Origin of the sequence: Rubritalea tangerina (genome assembly GCF_042683245.1) — a bacterium.
GTDB lineage: Bacteria > Verrucomicrobiota > Verrucomicrobiia > Verrucomicrobiales > Akkermansiaceae > Rubritalea > Rubritalea tangerina.
The window spans coordinates 121,016-139,474 of the sequence record NZ_JBHUJB010000009.1; the positions used below are offsets into that span (position 1 = coordinate 121,016).

6 protein-coding genes and 1 tRNA gene are annotated in these 18,459 nt (G+C 51.1%); 3 read left to right on the plus strand and 4 right to left on the minus strand.

Features of this window, described 5'->3' with window-relative positions:
- Window positions 1–25: 25 nt before the first annotated feature.
- From ACFSW8_RS01845 to ACFSW8_RS01855, 3 genes are all read left to right on the plus strand, one after another.
- A tRNA-Ser gene (locus ACFSW8_RS01845) sits at window positions 26–115 on the plus strand.
- A 682-nt stretch (window positions 116–797) separates the two neighbouring features.
- Complete coding sequence (locus tag ACFSW8_RS01850; RefSeq protein ID WP_377089914.1) at window positions 798–1,328, plus strand: GNAT family N-acetyltransferase; 531 nt, start codon at window positions 798–800, stop codon at window positions 1,326–1,328.
- Window positions 1,329–1,346: 18 nt separating this feature from the next.
- Complete coding sequence (locus ACFSW8_RS01855; protein WP_377089913.1) at window positions 1,347–2,210, plus strand: Rossmann-like and DUF2520 domain-containing protein; 864 nt, start codon at window positions 1,347–1,349, stop codon at window positions 2,208–2,210.
- 70 nt (window positions 2,211–2,280) lie between these two features.
- Here ACFSW8_RS01855 and ACFSW8_RS01860 read toward each other — a convergent pair whose 3' ends face one another.
- The 4 genes from ACFSW8_RS01860 to ACFSW8_RS01875 all read right to left on the minus strand — a co-directional run bounded on the left by ACFSW8_RS01860 (window position 2,281) and on the right by ACFSW8_RS01875 (window position 18,393).
- Window positions 2,281–2,958 (minus strand): SprT-like domain-containing protein, encoded by a 678-nt coding sequence (locus ACFSW8_RS01860; RefSeq protein ID WP_377089912.1) that lies wholly within the window; start codon window positions 2,956–2,958, stop codon window positions 2,281–2,283.
- A 45-nt stretch (window positions 2,959–3,003) separates the two neighbouring features.
- Window positions 3,004–3,309: a cation transporter dimerization domain-containing protein gene (locus ACFSW8_RS01865; protein WP_377177297.1), complete on the minus strand. Its 306-nt coding sequence runs from the start codon at window positions 3,307–3,309 to the stop codon at window positions 3,004–3,006.
- On the minus strand, window positions 3,306–3,917 hold the full coding sequence (locus tag ACFSW8_RS01870) for a cation diffusion facilitator family transporter (protein ID WP_377089910.1): 612 nt from the start codon (window positions 3,915–3,917) through the stop codon (window positions 3,306–3,308). The genes ACFSW8_RS01865 and ACFSW8_RS01870 overlap by 4 nt, the downstream gene beginning before the upstream one ends.
- Window positions 3,918–4,035: 118 nt before the next feature.
- Window positions 4,036–18,393 (minus strand): hypothetical protein, encoded by a 14,358-nt coding sequence (locus tag ACFSW8_RS01875; RefSeq protein WP_377177299.1) that lies wholly within the window; start codon window positions 18,391–18,393, stop codon window positions 4,036–4,038.
- Between the last annotated feature and the right edge of the window lie 66 nt (window positions 18,394–18,459).

Consider the following 18,459-nt stretch of genomic DNA (forward strand, 5'->3'; position numbering starts at 1 on the left):
TTCCCTGCACAGCCAAATTGCACACGGAGGGGTGGCAGAGCGGTTGAATGCACCGGTCTTGAAAACCGGCAAGGTGTTAAAGCCTTCGTGGGTTCGAATCCCACCCCCTCTGCCATTTAAAACAAATAAAGCTCCAGTTCACTGGGGCTTTTATGTTTTACAGCTGGATGGTTGGGATTACGGGCTCACCATGAACAAATGGGAATTTAAAAGTGGGTTCGACTGCTCAAAGTGAACGAGCTCTGCGAGTGAACGAGACAAAACTCTGTTGCATAGCAACACATCCCGCAGGTCACAGCTTCAGCACATGCGGGAGCTGAACAATCCCACCCCCTCTGCCATTAAAAAATATGCCATCTATATCAGATGGCTTTTTTTATTTATGCAGGTGGCGATGAGAACGCAGTTCGACTGCTGTGCGTGTATCACGCCTTACCCAACCAAAATGCAGAGGTGCATTTTGCAATCTGCAGATCAGGAGCACAGCGACTATAATCCCCCCCTCTGCCAAGTTGCTCCCATAGCTTGCACCTCCCCTCATTGTTATTTGATTCATCAGCCCAATGAAGCAGTCTATTCCTCTATTTGAGACTTATGCCCCTGTGCATCCATTGCTGTCACCCCTTCGACCAAGCTTCGCCCCCTCTTACTACTCACTTCCACAAACGGCAGTTCACTCAAAACTAACACTGTAAAACAACCAAGCTAACAGAGAGACCTCTCAAGCCCCACTGCGCAAAGATTGGTAATTTCAAAAAATCTAGACTAAGTTCAGACAATTCACCCATTCACACCCCATGCAAATACGAAGCGCTCAGCCTCTAGACGCCCCCTCAATCCACGATCTTCATCTAAATGCCTTTCCAAAAGAAGAAGCTGCGTCTGTCGCCCAGCTCGCTTGCCGACTCATAAAAGAGCCTAGCACTCCGGCATCTCTACATCTCGTCGCTGAGGAAGCACAACAAATTCTGGCGCATGTCTCATTCAGCCCAGTCTTTGCCAAATCCTCACTCGACCTTCTCGGCTACATCCTCGCCCCCTTGGCTGTCCAGCCACACAACCAAAAGCAGGGACTGGGTTCCCAACTCATCAAACAGGGCATTGCCCAACTCACAGAATTATCTGCCCCTCTTCTCTTTGTATACGGAGATCCCAAATATTATTGCCGCTTTGGCTTTCGAGAACAAGTCGCAGCCCAATACCTTCCCGCATACCCACTCAACTATCCATCTGGCTGGTTGGCATTACCTCTAGCTGATTCTAACATATTGCCCGCACCCAGCCCCATAAGATGTGTTCCAGCCTTAGACGCACCGAATCTCTGGTAAGATGATATAACATCCATTATGCAAACGCTCAACATTATCGGTGCAGGTAAACTTGGCCAATCCCTCGCACGCCTCTGGCATGCACAACAAATACTTGAGATCGGAGCCATCTTAAATCGCTCTGAGGCAAGTTCCCATAGAGCCATCGACCACATTGGTGCAGGCACACTCCATACGCAGCTTTCAAGCATGCCTGCTGCCGAACTATGGCTACTCGCTTGCCCCGATGATCAAATTGCCCACATGGCCCAAACACTAGCTGCCTCCAAACACATACGCCAGAAGGACACCGTTTTCCATTGCAGCGGAGCATTGAGCTCAGATCTACTCGATGCCTGCGCAGCTCAAGGTGCACTCACCGCAAGTATGCATCCAATCATGAGCTTCGCTCACCCATTCACCTCTATCTCGCAATTGCAAGGTTCCTACTGTGGCGCTGAAGGCTCTGGCTATAAAAGACTACAGCCACTCTTTGAAGCCATTGGCTGCCAGTGTGTCGAAATTCATAAAGAACACAAAGCGCTCTACCATAGCGCAAGTGTCTTTGCCTGTAATTATCTAACAACCCTGCTTGAGACGAGTAAGAACCTGCTCGAAACCTCAGGGTTCAGTCACACCAATGCCAACAAGTTACTCGAACCCATTGTCCGCAAAACTCTCGATAACTTTTTCAGAACCGACGCTGAGACCTCACTCACTGGCCCCATCTCCAGAGGTGACGTACAATGTGTCACCCAACATATTCAGGCACTACAAACCCACTCACCGCAAATCAACACACTCTACAAAGCTCTAGCTCAAGCGACGCTCCCAATTAGCGAGAAACAAAAAATGGCCACCCCTGAACAACTTAGCGCCATCCAACACCTAGTCGAGCAATAGTCTGAACGCACCATTGAGCCACCGCTCCGGCACGCATTCTACTCCCCCCATTATCTACATGCCAAATTCCTCAAACTGGCTCGAGACGGCACTGACAATCACCACATATCAAATGTAACTCAGGTTTCCCCCAAGCATTGACCTGACACTGAGGACAACTGTACTTCACCCTATTAGAGCGGTTCTTTTTTACCCCAGCCTGTCGCATTTGAGCTTCGTGCTTTTGTGCTTCGGCAGAACGGCTCACTTGCGCATTTTCATCACTAGATTGAAGGTTCAATACCACTCCTTGTTTCCGCAGAGCTTGAACACACTCTCTAAACCTCCCCGCTTCATCGACATAGTCGAACATAGTTTGCCCAATACGTGCTCCACCAGGTTTACCAGTTGAGGATGGGATGAGGCCGATTGACTCCATTTTATTGGCCCACTCTCGGTTGTGATAGCTCTTGCGCGATGGCTTACCAAAATGAAATTGCCACTGATGGCACATCTCGTGAACCAATGCCTGCCAAATCTCAACATCTGATAAATTAACGTAGGCATCAGGATTGATCGCTATCTCGTCCACTACCTGGGTCAAGTCAGAGCGATCCTTGAAACTTCCACGCCGGTACATCCCCACATTGTGCGACTTCCGCTGCAAAGTGATCAATACCCCAGGCAATTCCCCTGCAAAAAGCTCCTTATTAAAAAAATCATACGCACGCTGAAATACCGCGTACTCTTTTGATGTCGCTTGATCCATGTCTCACCTCCTCTACACCTTCCTTCTGTATTGTGCGATACAATTTTACTTTTCCTCACAATCTAACAAACACTGCTCCCCCTCAAGCTCTACATCTATAGTGATATGCTCAAATGAGCCACCCGCTAATAAATCCCTAATTCTAATCTTCGCCTGATAGATCTCAGAACGGCTACTCCGCCTATCCATCACGATGTGTGTGCTAAAAACATGATGCTCGCCCTCCAAGGTCCAACAATGCGTATGGTGCGCACTCAATACCCCCTCAATTGCGAGCAGACGCCGCGTGAATGAATCCAGATCAAACCCACGTGGAGATTGCTGTAGGAAATATGCCAAGCTCACCTTCATGTTCCTGACCACATTCCACAATATGAAGAGTGAGAGAAAAATCGAAAGTAGGGGTCGATGATAGGCAAATCCCAGATCATCAAAATCCCCGCGCCAATTAACACCGCTACCCACCCCAACACATCCTCAAACAAATGCCAGCGTACCACGCGCTCATTCATGCTCTTGCCATGGCTTAACTTCCATACCGCTAAACCATTAAACAAAATGCCCAACACTGCCATCGCTAACATCCCAGGCGCATGCACAGGCTCTGGTTCAGCAAGACGCTGTGCAGCCCCAAATAAAACAAAAAACAATCCCATCACTAACACCCCTCCAGTTACCAACGATCCCAACATAGAAAAACGACGGTAACCGTAAGTAAACACCCCATCTGCCTCCTTAGTCGAAAGCTTCTGCAAATACCAAGCCACAGCCAACGAGACACAGTCACCAAAATCATGAACAGCATCCGTCAGTATCGCAATGCTGTTGGTCCATAGCCCCCCCGCTACCTCAACAAGTGTAAACGCCAAATTCAGAAAGAAGACCCACTTCAAACTAGCCGTCGCATCATGCTCATGGTGAAAACTTCCCATTCCACTCCATTCAATACCTCCCCTCATATTGCTGTGCAAGTATTTCCCACTATCCCTCCCCCCTCATAACCCTACACCACATTCACATAATAAAAATGGCGGAGCCTAAGCCCCGCCATTTTCATATGGTCTAACTATGAGTTCGTTAGAAAGGTATTCTAACACCAACGTCCCATCGATCAAGACGGGAGTATTTGTGAAGTATCGTTCCGTACTCGACGCCGATCGCGTATTCTTTGCTATTGATGAGCTGAAGGCCTAATGAACCAAATCCATGGGTGTCGTTAAGATCAATTCCAACCCGCATTGGAGAGATCCCTACAGGCGCGCCTAATAAGCCAGAATACACATCTGTTGCTCCATCTGTGATATAATATTGGAAACCAAGCTTCCCACTTACTTGAAGCCTGAAATCAGATGGAATGTCAAAGACTCGCCCCAGTTCTAGGCCTAATCTTGACCACACATGCGTCTGCTCACTCTCCTGAATGGTCAGGCTGATAGGGCCAGCTCCATTCTCTGTGACACCGTCACCTCTGAGATGAGTGAATCCCAGTGCTGCCATAGGACGAAGGTAGCCACCCCATACCTGATCCTGCAACTGTGCCACACGCAACATACCTGAAAAACTGCGTAAGTCTCTCCTCGCATTAGTCGTAAAGGGCTGGGTTACACCACCATAACGCGTCACATCAGAATTCCCCCAACCATAGGTCAATGCCGAAGCAAACTCGATATTACGATCGTAGTACTTCTTCGCTATCAAACCGACATGATGGGTTTCGCCATCCGCTTGCCAGCGGTCGCCATAGCCATTGTCCTTGTGATCCTCAATCGAGATACCTAAGCCCCCAATCCAGCCATCTTTCATGCTTTGCTGAACACCGAAAGCCACTTTGTTAGTCTGACCATTTGCCTCTTTATAATCATCGTAAGCCTTATGCTGGGTACTCTCATTCTCATAGTTCACCCAGAGGTATCGGTCGTGTTGGAAAATGCGGTGGTCCCCACCATCGACTAATAAATGACCAAAGCGCTCACTGCTGCGAATCATGTTAGCCTGCAGTTCACCATAGAAGTCTGGGCTCATCTGCGAGAGGCTTTCTTTATACGCTGCAAGATTAGGGTCATAAAGTAACTTAATCACAGTGTCCGCTAAGTCAGGCGAACTTCCTGCCGCTTGCACTCTGTTAAAGTAGTCACCCACAGCCTGAAGGTTGGGCCCCAATGGCCCCTGATCGTCAGGTGAGAAATCTACCTTGTAATTCAAAACGGCTGCATTCGCGGTCGGATAGGTGAGATCATAGGTCACGACCACAGAGGGGGCAGTTGTGAGTACCATTCCGTTGTTTTCCACTCCACCAGCACTCTCAAGTAACACCTGACTGAAAGAACCTGAAGGAACGAGTTGTGGGTTGAGCAAGGTGAGTACCATCTCACCACCTAGTGAAGAACTCCCTGTGGCATACACCTGGTCAATCACACCAGCCCCGGGACCGGCAAAATCTAACTCAGTGTAATTAACCCCTGTCGCCCCTTGAACAAAACCACCACTGAGGTTCGTTCTCTGAGCGTTATTCATCCCACCGATCATTATTTCTCCATTGTTGAACAATTGATTGGCCGCATCTCCCAAACTCAATTCCTGACCAGGAATAAAGGTGCCTCCTTCGTGGTTGGTGAATTGGTTGGCTCCCGAACCTAAATCAAATTGTCCCAAGAAGGTATCGTAACTCTCTATCCGATCATTACCGTCTTCACCCCTAATCACTGATCCGGCAAGACCGTCGTCAGTAAACAATGCCCCTCGGCTCACAAAGCTATTCTCTGCACCGCCTGACATCCATACGGCAGTACCTCCCGCTCCAGCTGCGATCATCTTACCTGTCGGCAACTCAATCATGATGTCGCCTTGGCCATCTGCCGCTTGAGATTGAGCAAATACAGCCACAGCTCCAGAACCTGATGCCACAACATCCCCCTTCAAGTTCAAGGCCACTGCTCCTGATGTACCTGAACCTCCAGCACTGCCAGCAAAAACGCGATCTACTGCACCACCACCACCACCTAGGCTCTGTACCAAGACCCCATATGCTCCGTCTGCCGTAACAATCACATCACCAGTCTGGTCGAGAGAAATCCCTCCACCATTGCCAGAATTGTCAGTACTCAAGCTCAACTGAACTTGATCTGCCGTAGAATCAGATAGCTGAAGCCCACCACCACCACCAATGGATTGAAGCACAATACCGTGCGAGTTCATCCCATCAGAGACAACATTTCCTACATTTGTTAGACTGATACTGCCACCATTCCCACTGGCTCCTGCTACTCCTCCAAGCGTCGTAACAATTTCTCCCGCACCAGCAATCTGTTGTATACCGCCACCAGCACCAATGCTCTGGCGAATAATACCAGGTGAGCGGTCCCCACTTGTGGTCACATCACCTGCCATCGTTGATACAATCGCTCCTCCATCGTTGCCTGAACCTCCACTGGCACCAAGTTGGGTCGTTAGGCTTGTGACACCACTAGGCACTGGTACTGCCAATGGAAGCAATCCAAAGCTGGAATCCAAACTCACAATCGGGTCTACTGAAACACCCCCCCCTGGCACAGCCTGCGCTTTGAATACAACCGCAGACATACCACCGCCACCACCAATCGATTGCTCGTTTGAGCCAACACTGCCGTCACCCACAACCGTTACGTTTCCTGAGCGTTGCCCCATAATGTCACCACCAGAGCTGTTAGTTGAATCACTCCCACCTAAACTTGAAGAACTGTCTACCTGCTGCCCCTCATAATGAGTCAGATCAATGTAGGACTGACCACCACCACCACCAACCGTCTGTACGGTATTACCTGATGAGGAATCACCAAAGTTCAAGATGTTACCATTCTGAACATACTCCACCGCATCCGCCTTGGCATCGAGAACTTCTTGACCACCCAAGTCGAGCACTATGTCAGTTGCCATGCTAGTGAAATGCTCCACTACTGATAGATTGTCAGGAGCGTCTACGCTGTCCTCAGAAAACGCCGCCGCTGAATCTGTCAAATCCATGAAGGTATTCACATCACCACCACCACCATTTACGGTCTGTTGGAAAATTGCTTGGCTGTTAGTACCCGTTACAAAAATATCTCCAGTCACATCCAAGGTCACCTTGCCTGCCTGCCCCTGGCTCTGTAAAGCGCCCACGGTCAATTGTAAACCTGTGGCGGCAAGGCTGCTTGCTGGACTTCCAATAGAAGCTCCGATGCTACCACCACCTCCGCCGACTGACTGAGCGTAAATACCGTAACTGTTATCACCTTCTACCGTGATGGTGCCATCATGCTTGACGTAGACATCACCACTATCGTCACCTGTACCAGCAAACCCACCTAAAGACAGTGAATTAAGCATGCTACCACCACTCAGTGTCTTTGCTGCACTCTTAGGATTAGCAATGGCAATCGAGCCATTGCCTCCACCGCCTCCGACACTCTGAGCTAAAATACCATAAGACGCCTTACCCTTTGTGTTAATACTACCACTATTGAGCACATTCACATTGCCCGCAGTATTCCCATTACCTCCTTTACCACCAATCGAAATGGCCTGGGCGGTCTGCCCCTCAGGTCTGCTATTGATCGTAATCACATCACCAGCATTGCCGCCACCGCCTCCGACACTCTGAGCTAGGATACCGTGCGCAGCATCTCCAAAGGTAATAATCGTCCCTTGGTTATCGATGTTAACGGTACCACTCGTCCCCCCTTTGCCTCCAGATCCACCAATGGAAAGTGAACGCGTAGTGCCATCCATTTTGCTTCTATTCAGATTGGTTACAGCACTACCTTCGCCGCCACCGCCGCCGATACTCATACCAGCAATACCGTGACTGCCATGCCCGTGAGTGACAATTAAACCACTATTGAGAGAGCCGATATCTGTGTTGTTGATTGTCACATCCCCACCAGTGCCACCTTCACCACCGGTACCACCTACAGCCAATGAGAAATTGTTGTTAGTTCCTTTGCCATCGCCAGTACCAACAGTAATCGAGGTCACCAAACGTGCATCACCACCACCTCCACCAATCGATTGACCAAACAATCCAACAGAACTTGCCTCAAATGTTTCAACCGCTCCTGTATTGTTCAAAGTCACCGCCCCAGATTTAGAGTTAGAGTCTCCGCCTGCTCCACCAATCTTCACATCAACATTGGTAGATGAATTCGTACCTTTGTTGTAGAGAGCTCCAATGGTCATACCAGCTAAACCTCCACCTCCGCCTACAGTCTGCGCCAGCACACCGTGAGATCCCACACCATCAGTCACAATTACTCCAGATGCATTCACTTGCACATCTCCACCTTCGGAACCTGTGCCTCCAGCACCCCCAATGTTTACAGAAACATTTCCGTTATTCTTGAGTTTACCAGTCGTCATTGACTTGCCGCCTGTACCACCACCACCACCAACAGACTGAGCTAAAACGCCCACTGCTCCTTCACCCTCAGTGGTGATAATCGCATCTGTCACTAATGTCACAAGACCACCTTTACCTCCCGTGCCTCCTGTTCCTCCAACAGCAAGACCTATTGATTGAGTCCCACTTGCCCAAGGACTCTTAGACCCCAATGTCGCACTCCCACCATTACCACCACCTCCACCAACGGATTGCGCAAATACCCCATGCGCACTCTCACCCGTCGTTGAAATGCGGCCAGATGCATCCACATCCACCACACCCGCTTCACCACCGACTCCACCTTCTAGTCCAATTGCAAGCTTGAGACTCTTGTTAGGCTCATCGTCACTGGATCCAGCCTTAGAACCACTGAATGATACTGACGAGCTGTTTCCACCACCATTGCCCACACTCTGGGCCAAAATTCCATGAGACTCCTTACCTGTCGTGAAAATGCCACCATCACTAACAATCGTCACATTTCCACCCGCACCTCCAGTGCCACCCATACGCCCTAGAGATACTGAGTAGTTACCTGCCGAGTTGGAAGTAGAAGCCATATCCATGCCGGCATTACCGCCACCTCCACCAACAGACTGCCCAAATACACCTACCGATTGGTCTCCAGTAGTGGAGATCACACCTAAGTGATCAACTGTTACCACTCCACCGATACCGCCGTCGCCGGTAGCTCCACCGATCGCAATATCAAAGCTCTTATCCACATTAGAGGCACTATTATATGCAACATTGAAATTGGCATTACCTCCACCACCTCCGATGGATTGAGCTAAAATACCATGGCTGTTGCTCGCAAGCGTCGTGATGTCACCATAGTGGTTAACATCTACAATTCCCCCATTGCCAGGGACTCCACCTGCTCCACCAATCATCAACTGCGCTGCGTAAGCTTTCTTCCCTGTGCTACTCGTGTCTTGGTTGCGACCTTCTAATTCGTCTAACACATTATTGTAATTAGCAATGACGCTGTCATCGACCCCAGTGTTTTTCGGTGTTGTTCGCTCAGACTCCTTGTTCTTCTTCTTGTTAGCTCCACTACCAGCAGAACTGTATGAAAGACTAAAGTTAGCCCCAGCATTACCACCACCACCACCGATACTCGATGCCTCAACACCATGTGCTGATGTCCCATTCGTGGTAATCAATCCTGCCGCTGACGCGCTGGTTCCTCTATTTACAGTGACATCCCCAGCATGGCCACCACCACCACCAAATCCACCAATACCCAAAGTCATTGGAGATGTCTTCTTGGTGATGTTAGAAGTGACATTCAGACCACCTGTACCACCACCACCGCCGATGGATTGCGCCAAAATACCACGAGAGTGAGAGCCCGTAGTCGTGATATTGCCAACCGACGTCACCTCCACCTTCTTCGAATCCGCTCCAGCTCCACCAAATCCACCAATCCCACCAACCATTGAGAAGTCCTGTGATGAATTGTTAGGATTACTGGTCCAGTTTGCACTGGCAGTCACATTCACGCCTCCATTACCACCACCACCAGCGAGCGACTGAGCAAGAATACCATGCCCCCAGTCACCCACAGTCGTGATAGATCCTGTATGATCAACGGTGACCTCGCCACTTACCGCAGCAGCTCCGCCAAAACCACCAACTCCAAACACAAGTGATGAAGAAGTATCTTTACTGTTAAAGGCTCCTCCCCCGCTCACATTGAAGCCACCATTACCTCCGCCTCCGCCAATAGACTGCGCGGTGATGCCGGTAGAACGACCAACTAAATCAGGGTCATCATCTTCATCTACAAGTGAAAGCCCCACACCGATCTCATTGATGGTATTCTCAATCCAACTGCGATCACTATTCTGAACTTCCGTGCCATTGGCATAAAGATTTGCATTCGCCACCACACTCACATTGCCGGCTGTTCCTGCGTTCCCACCTAATCCACCTAAGCCAAAGATGACAGGTGCAGACGATGTAAAGCCACCAGAAACGTTGAATCCTCCATTACCACCACCTCCTCCAAGGGATTGTGCAAAAATAGCAGAAGCGCTGTCGCCATGAGCCGTGATCGACTTATTACCCTCCACAGTTACCCCAACATTCCCAGCATTGCCTCCAGTCCCACCAAAACCACCAATCCCGACAACCAGAGCATTACCCTCCCCCTGAGAGGAATACGATACGCCTCCTGCCACATTCAAACCGCCATTGCCGCCGCCACCACCAAGTGACTGTGCTATCACTCCATGCGACCCCTTCGCTACAGAGTCTGGGTCAGTTCCGTTAGTCCAAGGGTTGTTGATCTGTCCATTAAACTTCAGCCTGACATCCTTCGCGTCACCACCGCCGCCACCGAAACCACCAATGCCTATAGATGCAACGCTGCTATTCTTGTTAGAAGTGTAGGATAAACCACCAGTCACATTCAGACCTCCATTGCCGCCACCACCAGCAAGTGATTGAGCCATTACAGCCGATGCGTTAGATCCCGTGGTCAGAACATTGCCCGAAACGTCGAGATTCACGATGCCAGCATCACCACCTGAACCTCCGAAACCACCAAGACCAAAGCCGACAGCGCCACCAGCATCGTCAGAATAATTGAGCGCACCCGTCACATTCAACCCACCATTACCTCCACCTCCGCCGAGAGACTGAGCCACGACCCCCATAGAGCCGTCACCAGTGGTAGAAATAAGACCACTTGTTGGATTGACCACGACAGTGCTATTCACAGCACCTGCGTCTCCACCGCCGCCACCGAAACCTCCGATGCCGACTCCGAGTGAACCACTGTTACCTTTCAGAGAAGCAGTGATGGAACCCGTGACATTGAGTCCACCATTACCGCCACCGCCGCCTAAACTCTGCCCCAGAATCGCAGTAGAATTGTTACCCACTGTCGCCACCGTGCCAGTAAAGTTATTCGTCACCCCAAGACCATTACCTCCACCACCACCCATACCACCAATACCTACACCCAAACTCCCAGCGGTAGATCCATCTTTTCCAACCGATGCTGTGATACTGCCTGTGACATTTAAACCACCATTACCACCACCACCACCAGCTGACTGAGCAACAACTCCCATTGAGTCATTCCCCTCAGTAGAGATGAGTCCCTGAACCTGATTAAAGACGACGCCGGCATTACCACCACCTCCACCAGCACCACCAATACCTACTCCAATATTCCCCGCTGTCTCTTTAGAAACAGAGAGAAGACCAGTCACATTTGTGGCGCCCACACCACCACCTCCACCCATCGACTGGGCAATCACAGCTGCTGAATTCTCTCCATAAGTCTGAACATTGCCAGTGAGATAGTTGTCCACACGCATCGCGTTGCCACCACCAGCACCAGAACCACCTAAGCCCACTCCGATCGCCCCACCAGACTTGCCAGAAAGCGATAAATTGCCAGATACGTTGGCTCCACCACTACCACCGCCACCACCGAGCGATTGTGCCAAAATACCTGTAGAGTCATCACTCTGAGTAGCAACGTTACCTGTAACGGTGTTAAATACTGTTGAGCCATCAGCTGCGGTACCACCGTACCCACCTACACCTACTCCGATGCTTCCACCGTTTTCTTTAGTGAGCGTCATCACTCCTGTCACATTGACGCCCCCATTACCACCACCGCCACCAATCGATTGCGCGATGATGCCATCTCCATTCACTCCAGTTGTCGTCACATTTCCAGTAACCGTGTTAGTCACTGCCGCAGATGTACCTCCCGCACCACCAGCGCCACCAACACCCACACCAACTGAAGCTCCATTCTTACCTGAAAGTGTCGCAGCTCCTGTCACATTCATTCCACCATTGCCTCCGCCCCCACCGAGCGACTGTGCTATCACACCTGTTGCTCCTTCTCCACCAGTAATCACATTGCCTGTCACGGTATTGTTCACCACGTTAGCTGATCCACCAGAACCGCCTGAACCACCAATCCCGACACCTACAGCTCCACCATTCTCTTTCGTGAGGGTTAAAGCCCCGGAGATGTTCATCCCCCCGTTACCTCCACCTCCACCAAGGGACTGAGCAACCACACCACTGGCATTCTTACCACCCGTGGTCACATCACCTATCACCGTGTTAGTCACTGTGTTAGCAGTACCACCCGTTCCGCCAGAACCACCCAGACCGACACTCACTCCGCCAGCTCCAGTGTTTGAAGCCGTTATGGTTCCTGAAACATTGATGCCGCCATTGCCGCCACCGCCACCTACCGATTGCGCAAGAATACCAGTAGAATTTTCCCCACCAGTGATCACATTACCAGTGACCTTGTTAGTCACAATATTTGCTGTCCCACCAGAACCACCGGAACCACCAATCCCCACACTCACCCCAGCACTCCCGGACTTAGCAACACTGATCACTCCTGAAACATTCATCGCTCCATTGCCGCCACCGCCGCCAATTGATTGCGCGATCACTCCACCTGAATCTTCCTTCACTGTAGTCACATTGCCCGTCAACTCAGAATCAACTTCGCCACCAGCACCACCTGTCCCACCAGATCCACCAATACCCACTGACGCAGCACCACTTCCTGTGCCAGCCCCACTAATCGCAGCAGTCACATTAAACCCACCATTACCACCACCGCCACCGATGGACTGAGAAACTAAACCACGTGACTGGCTACCATTCGTTAGGATGTTACCCGTCATACGTGTGGTCACTTTTCCAGCGGTCGCGCCAGAGCCTCCACTACCACCAAGTCCAACACCCACTGCACCACTACCAGTGCCTCCACCACTACCCGCAACAGATACTGAAAAACCACCATTACCACCGCCACCACCAATGGATTGCGCCACTACCGCATCCGATAGCCCCCCCTCAGTTTGAACATTGTTATTCACTGTCAGTCCCACACTGGATGCTGAACTTCCGCCACCAGCATTACCTCCCAAACTCACAGAAACGGCTCCACTGCCTGTACCCGCACCACTACCAGCAACAGACACATCAAATCCACCATTGCCGCCACCGCCGCCAATTGATTGCGCGACAATCCCTTGAGACCTTTCCTGCTTGGTCCATACGTCTCCAGACGTGACTGCCGTCACTGCACCAGCAGTGCCACCACCGCCACCAGATCCACCTAATCCAACAGAAACTGAACCACTCCCAGTTCCAGCTGCACTTGCGCCCGCTGAAACATTGAAGCCGCCATTACCACCACCACCACCAATCGACTGAGCTATCACCCCAATTGAACCTGCCCCATCAGTCACAACCGTATTCCCAACACTTAGTGAGACACTCGAAGCTGTGCCACCACCAGAACCTTTACCACCCAGCCCAACATTCACAGTGCCACTCCCAGTACCTGAACCAGTGATTCCACCAGAAACATTGAAACCACCATTTCCACCACCTCCACCAATTGACTGAGCCACAACTCCGTGAGCATTTTTGCCAGCCGTATTGATAGCAGCACCATCAAGGATAGCATTCACACTTGATGCATTTCCTGCAGCTCCACCTGAACCTCCCAGCCCAACAGACACTGCACCACTGGCTGTTCCAGCTCCTGATAGAGTACCTGAAACATTGAAACTACCATTACCACCACCTCCTCCAACTGACTGAGCTAAAAAGCCAATCGCATCATCATTGCCAGTAGTAATACCACCATTCATCGTAGCCACAACCTCTCCAGCATGACCACCGGTCCCCCCATTACCACCCAAACCGATCGATGCGCCCAAACTTCCCGTGCCCGCTCCAGACGCTGCACCAGAAACATTGAAGCCACCATTACCACCACCACCACCAATGGATTGTGCAATCACACCAATCGATCCAATCCCCTTGGTCTGAACATTATTACTCACCCCTGTTGTTAGCAAACTCCCATCGGAGTTTACGGTGCCTAAAAAGACATTACCACCAGTATTCCCTGAACCACCCTCTCCACCCAATCCGACTGCAATCGAACCGCTACCAACTCCAGCACCTGAAATGACGCCTGACACATTGAAGCCACCATTGCCTCCACCTCCGCCAATAGACTGGGCCACAATAGCATGAGAATAGTCACCTTCAGTAAGCACTCCGGCACCTGAAGTGCTTGCATTCACGGTTCCCCCAATACCACCACTGCCTGCATCACCACCTAATCCAACAGTGGCTCCAATTGAGCCAGTACCCGCTCCTGATCCTGCCGCAGAAACATTGAAACCACCATTACCACCACCACCACCAACAGACTGCGCTAAAAACCCAATCGAATGCTTCTTCTCAGTAACTAACAAACCTGCGTATGTCGCATTGACTGTGCCACCACTATTTCCATTACCTCCCGTACCCCCTAGCCCGACAGATGCAGCTCCACTGCCAATGCCAGCTCCAGAAATAGCCGCAGAAACATTAAAGCCACCATTACCGCCGCCACCGCCAATTGATTGAGCAATCACGCCCGTTGAGTTCTCACCCTTCGTCGTAACATCATTCGATACATTCAAAGTCACAGTCTTACCCACTGCTCCCGAGCCTCCATCACCCCCAAGGCCAACAGAGACAGCCCCTGCACCAATGCCGCCACCAGCAGCCCCAGCAGAAACATTAAAACCACCATTACCTCCACCTCCACCTATCGACTGCGCGACAATACCAGCTGAATTGGCTCCCTCAGTGATGACACCATCTCCCGAAGAACTTAAATTAACCACTCCCCCACTGCCACCAGCAGCTCCCGAGCCACCAAGGCCAACAGAAATGGCTCCCGCCCCCACGCCGCCACCTCCACCAGAGGCAGAAACATTAAAACCTCCATTACCACCACTGCCGCCCACTGACTGAGCAATTAAGCCAATAGAATTATCACCTTTTGTTAGTATCGCGCCATTAGAACTTGCCGTCACCGTTCCACCGCTTCCTCCGCTACTGCCACTACCTGCAATTCCAACAGAAATTCCAGCCGCACCAATGCCACCGCCGCCCAGGGCTGCAGACACATTATAACCGCCATTTCCTCCACCTCCGCCAATCGATTGAATGACAATACCTCCAGAGTTATCCTTCTGAGTCACAACATCAGAAGCCAAATGAGCAGTCACATTACCACCAATAGCTCCCGTTCCGCCAGTGCCACCAATCCCCAGTGACGCACCAAGCCCGCCCACACCTCCACCACCTAACGTGGCAGAAACAGAATACCCCCCATTACCACCACCGCCGCCAACAGACTGGACTAAGATCCCTGTAGAGTTTTCCTCGGTGGTCAAAATAGTGCTCGTGCCGGTACGCAACTTCACCTCCCCACCATTGTTTCCAGATCCACCACTGCCACCAAGCCCAACACCTACAGAACCTGCGACTCCAGCAGAGCCAGCAACAGCCGCGGAAACGGAGCCGCCACCATTTCCACCGCCGCCACCTACCGACTGAACAATCAATCCCGTAGAGTTTGCTCCATTAGTAGCAATATCCGTTGCCACCTGCACTGTCACGTCTCCCCCAATACCACCATCACTACCATCACCACCAACTCCCACAGACACAGCGCCTCCAGCCGCTAGTGAGGCACTCGCTGCCACTGAAACTGATGAACCACCATTGCCACCACCACCACCAACACTCTGCGCCATAAAACCTGTCGAATTCACTCCATTAGTCACAATCGCTCCATTCAAACCGCTTTTGTTAGTAGAATAATTACCGACAGTGACCACACCGCCGTCGCCGCCTTTGCCAGCCTTACCGCCAACTCCAACACTCAAGGACCCACTTGCCGGTCCTGCAGAACCCGAAATCGCAATGCTGTAGCCACCATTACCTCCACCACCGCCTACCGATTGTAAAAAGACCCCCGCCGAGTCAGCCCCCTGGGTTTCAATATAACTCGACCCTGTCGTCTCAGCCAAAGTCACTCTATCACCCGCACCACCGTCGCCAGCCTGCCCACCTACAGCAACAGATACTGCTCCGAACACCCCACCTGTAGCCTGAAAAGCACCACCACCATTACCACCACCGCCACCAACAGATTGGGCAAATAAACCTACCGAACGGTCACCTGAAGTTGTAATTCTCGCCACATTTCCACCTGTCCCTCCCTGTGTCACATTCACAAGTCCACCCTTGCCACCTTTGCCTCCTTTGCCCCCTACGGCGACACCAACAAATGCTGATACCGACCCTGCACTGCCACCATTACCACCACCACCACCGATCGACTGCGCTAAAATACCTGTCGCCTCGATTCCATTCGTTTGAATTTCTCCGGTGTTAGAAACGGTCACACTCCCACCAGTACCACCTCCAGCACCAGATCCACCCACTGCGACAGGGCCGCCTGTACCGCCGCCGTCACCACCACCACCACCAATACTCTGAGCCACTATCCCTCGTCCACCTTTGCTACTATTGCTCGACAAATTTAAACTCGTCTGAATCAAACCTGAGTTCTCAGCTATCACAGTATTACCATTCCCCCCAACATCTCCAGTTCCTCCCACTGCCACTAGACCGCCACTTCCACCACCATCGCCGCCAGACCCTGCTACGGACTGGACAAAAATACCGTCTGATTGGATACCATCGGTCTTGATCTCGCCTGTGTTATAAGCTGACGCTGTACCAGCAGCACCACCCGTAGATCCTGTGCCACCCAGTGCTACTAGGCCACCAGCACTACCACCAGAGCCACCACCTCCGCCCACACTCTGGGCAAAGATTCCTCGTGAATAATCCCCTTTCGTAACAATGCTACCCGCATTGGTAACAGATACGTTGCCTCCAGATCCCCCACCCTTACCGACATCTGCGTCGGAATAAAAAGCATTCCATGAATTACCTGCATCACCGCCAGCTCCCCCAACGCTATTTGCAACAATCCCATGAGAATAGTTCCCCAATGTTTCAATGCTGCCTGTCGAACCATTCCTCACAATGACGTCACCACCATTAGAGGCTCCACCACCACTACCAGATGAGCCAAATAAACCAATCTGTGTCCCACCGTCACCGCCATTACCACTTCGACTAATTGCATAAATGCCATGAGCCGCAGTGCCATTGCTCTTTACGATCCCATTGTTGATAACTTCCACTTTACCACCGCTAAGTGTCGTTCCCCCAGTTCCTCCAGATGGCGCCAAATTACCATCACCACCAGCTCCACCTGTTCCACTGATGCTATAGGCAAATATCGCATGATGCCCATCGCCCGATGATTGTACCAACACCCCACTATTATTAGTAAGTTTCACAGAACCTCCTGATGCCCCCGTTCCTCCCTTACCACCTGAGAAGGGTGATGCGTTAGAGTCTCCACCCTTACCTCCATTACCACCAATGGAACCCGCTTCTATTCCGTAACCACCACCATTAGCTGTGGCAACACGGTTCACTTCATTTGTATAGTCCAATGGCGACGGCGTCTTGCCGTTCTTACCATTGCCAGGTGGTACAAATAAGGCCCCAGTTGACCCATTACCACCATTCTCCCCTTGATTGACCACTCTCAACCCACCAGATGTCGTAGGGGCCGTCACATTCTGCTCACCAGTAGATGAAGTCCCACCACTCGTCGCAAATTTACTATTGTATGACGTCGTGGTCTGGCCAATTGAAAATGTAGAATTGGTACCCGCATCAGATGGGATCGTCTCCAACGTCACTGTGTTAGCAGCAGCGTTGCTCAATACCTTGAACCCAACACTTGCACCACTCGATGGCCAAAAACTCTCGTTCACATCTTTCACTAAAAAAGTGTAACCATCCGCCGTCTGAACAAAGGCAGTTGTTGGAGTAGCATTAGGATTAAAATCCGATATCACGGCACTCACCGTCGTCTCCAACCCTGTCAATGGATTCGTCACCGCTTCTCCAATTGTCGTAGTCGTCTTCGAAGGATTTGGCGGTGGTGGCGGTGGATCACTCTGCCCTAACACTACTTGCGACGTCCATAAAACCCCTACCGCTAATACTACCATCACGCGAAGAGCGAATGATTGGATGATATCTGTTAGAGCGGGGCGTGTAGTCTGACGCGTCCCCATAGTGAATTGTGTTTTCATCGAGAGAGTAAGTTGTGGGAGTTTGGTATATACAAAATGCGCTATATGTAGCGGCAATGGTGAAGA

Bases quoted from the DNA above. Each gene is read 5' to 3' on its own strand.
- ACFSW8_RS01850 (WP_377089914.1), top strand. From the start codon at position 798: ATGCAAATACGAAGCGCTCAGCCTCTAGACGCCCCCTCAATCCACGAT.
- ACFSW8_RS01855 (WP_377089913.1), top strand. From the start codon at position 1,347: ATGCAAACGCTCAACATTATCGGTGCAGGTAAACTTGGCCAATCCCTC.
- ACFSW8_RS01860 (WP_377089912.1), bottom strand. From the start codon at position 2,958: ATGGATCAAGCGACATCAAAAGAGTACGCGGTATTTCAGCGTGCGTAT.
- ACFSW8_RS01865 (WP_377177297.1), bottom strand. From the start codon at position 3,309: ATGAAGGTGAGCTTGGCATATTTCCTACAGCAATCTCCACGTGGGTTT.
- ACFSW8_RS01870 (WP_377089910.1), bottom strand. From the start codon at position 3,917: ATGAGGGGAGGTATTGAATGGAGTGGAATGGGAAGTTTTCACCATGAG.
- ACFSW8_RS01875 (WP_377177299.1), bottom strand. From the start codon at position 18,393: ATGAAAACACAATTCACTATGGGGACGCGTCAGACTACACGCCCCGCT.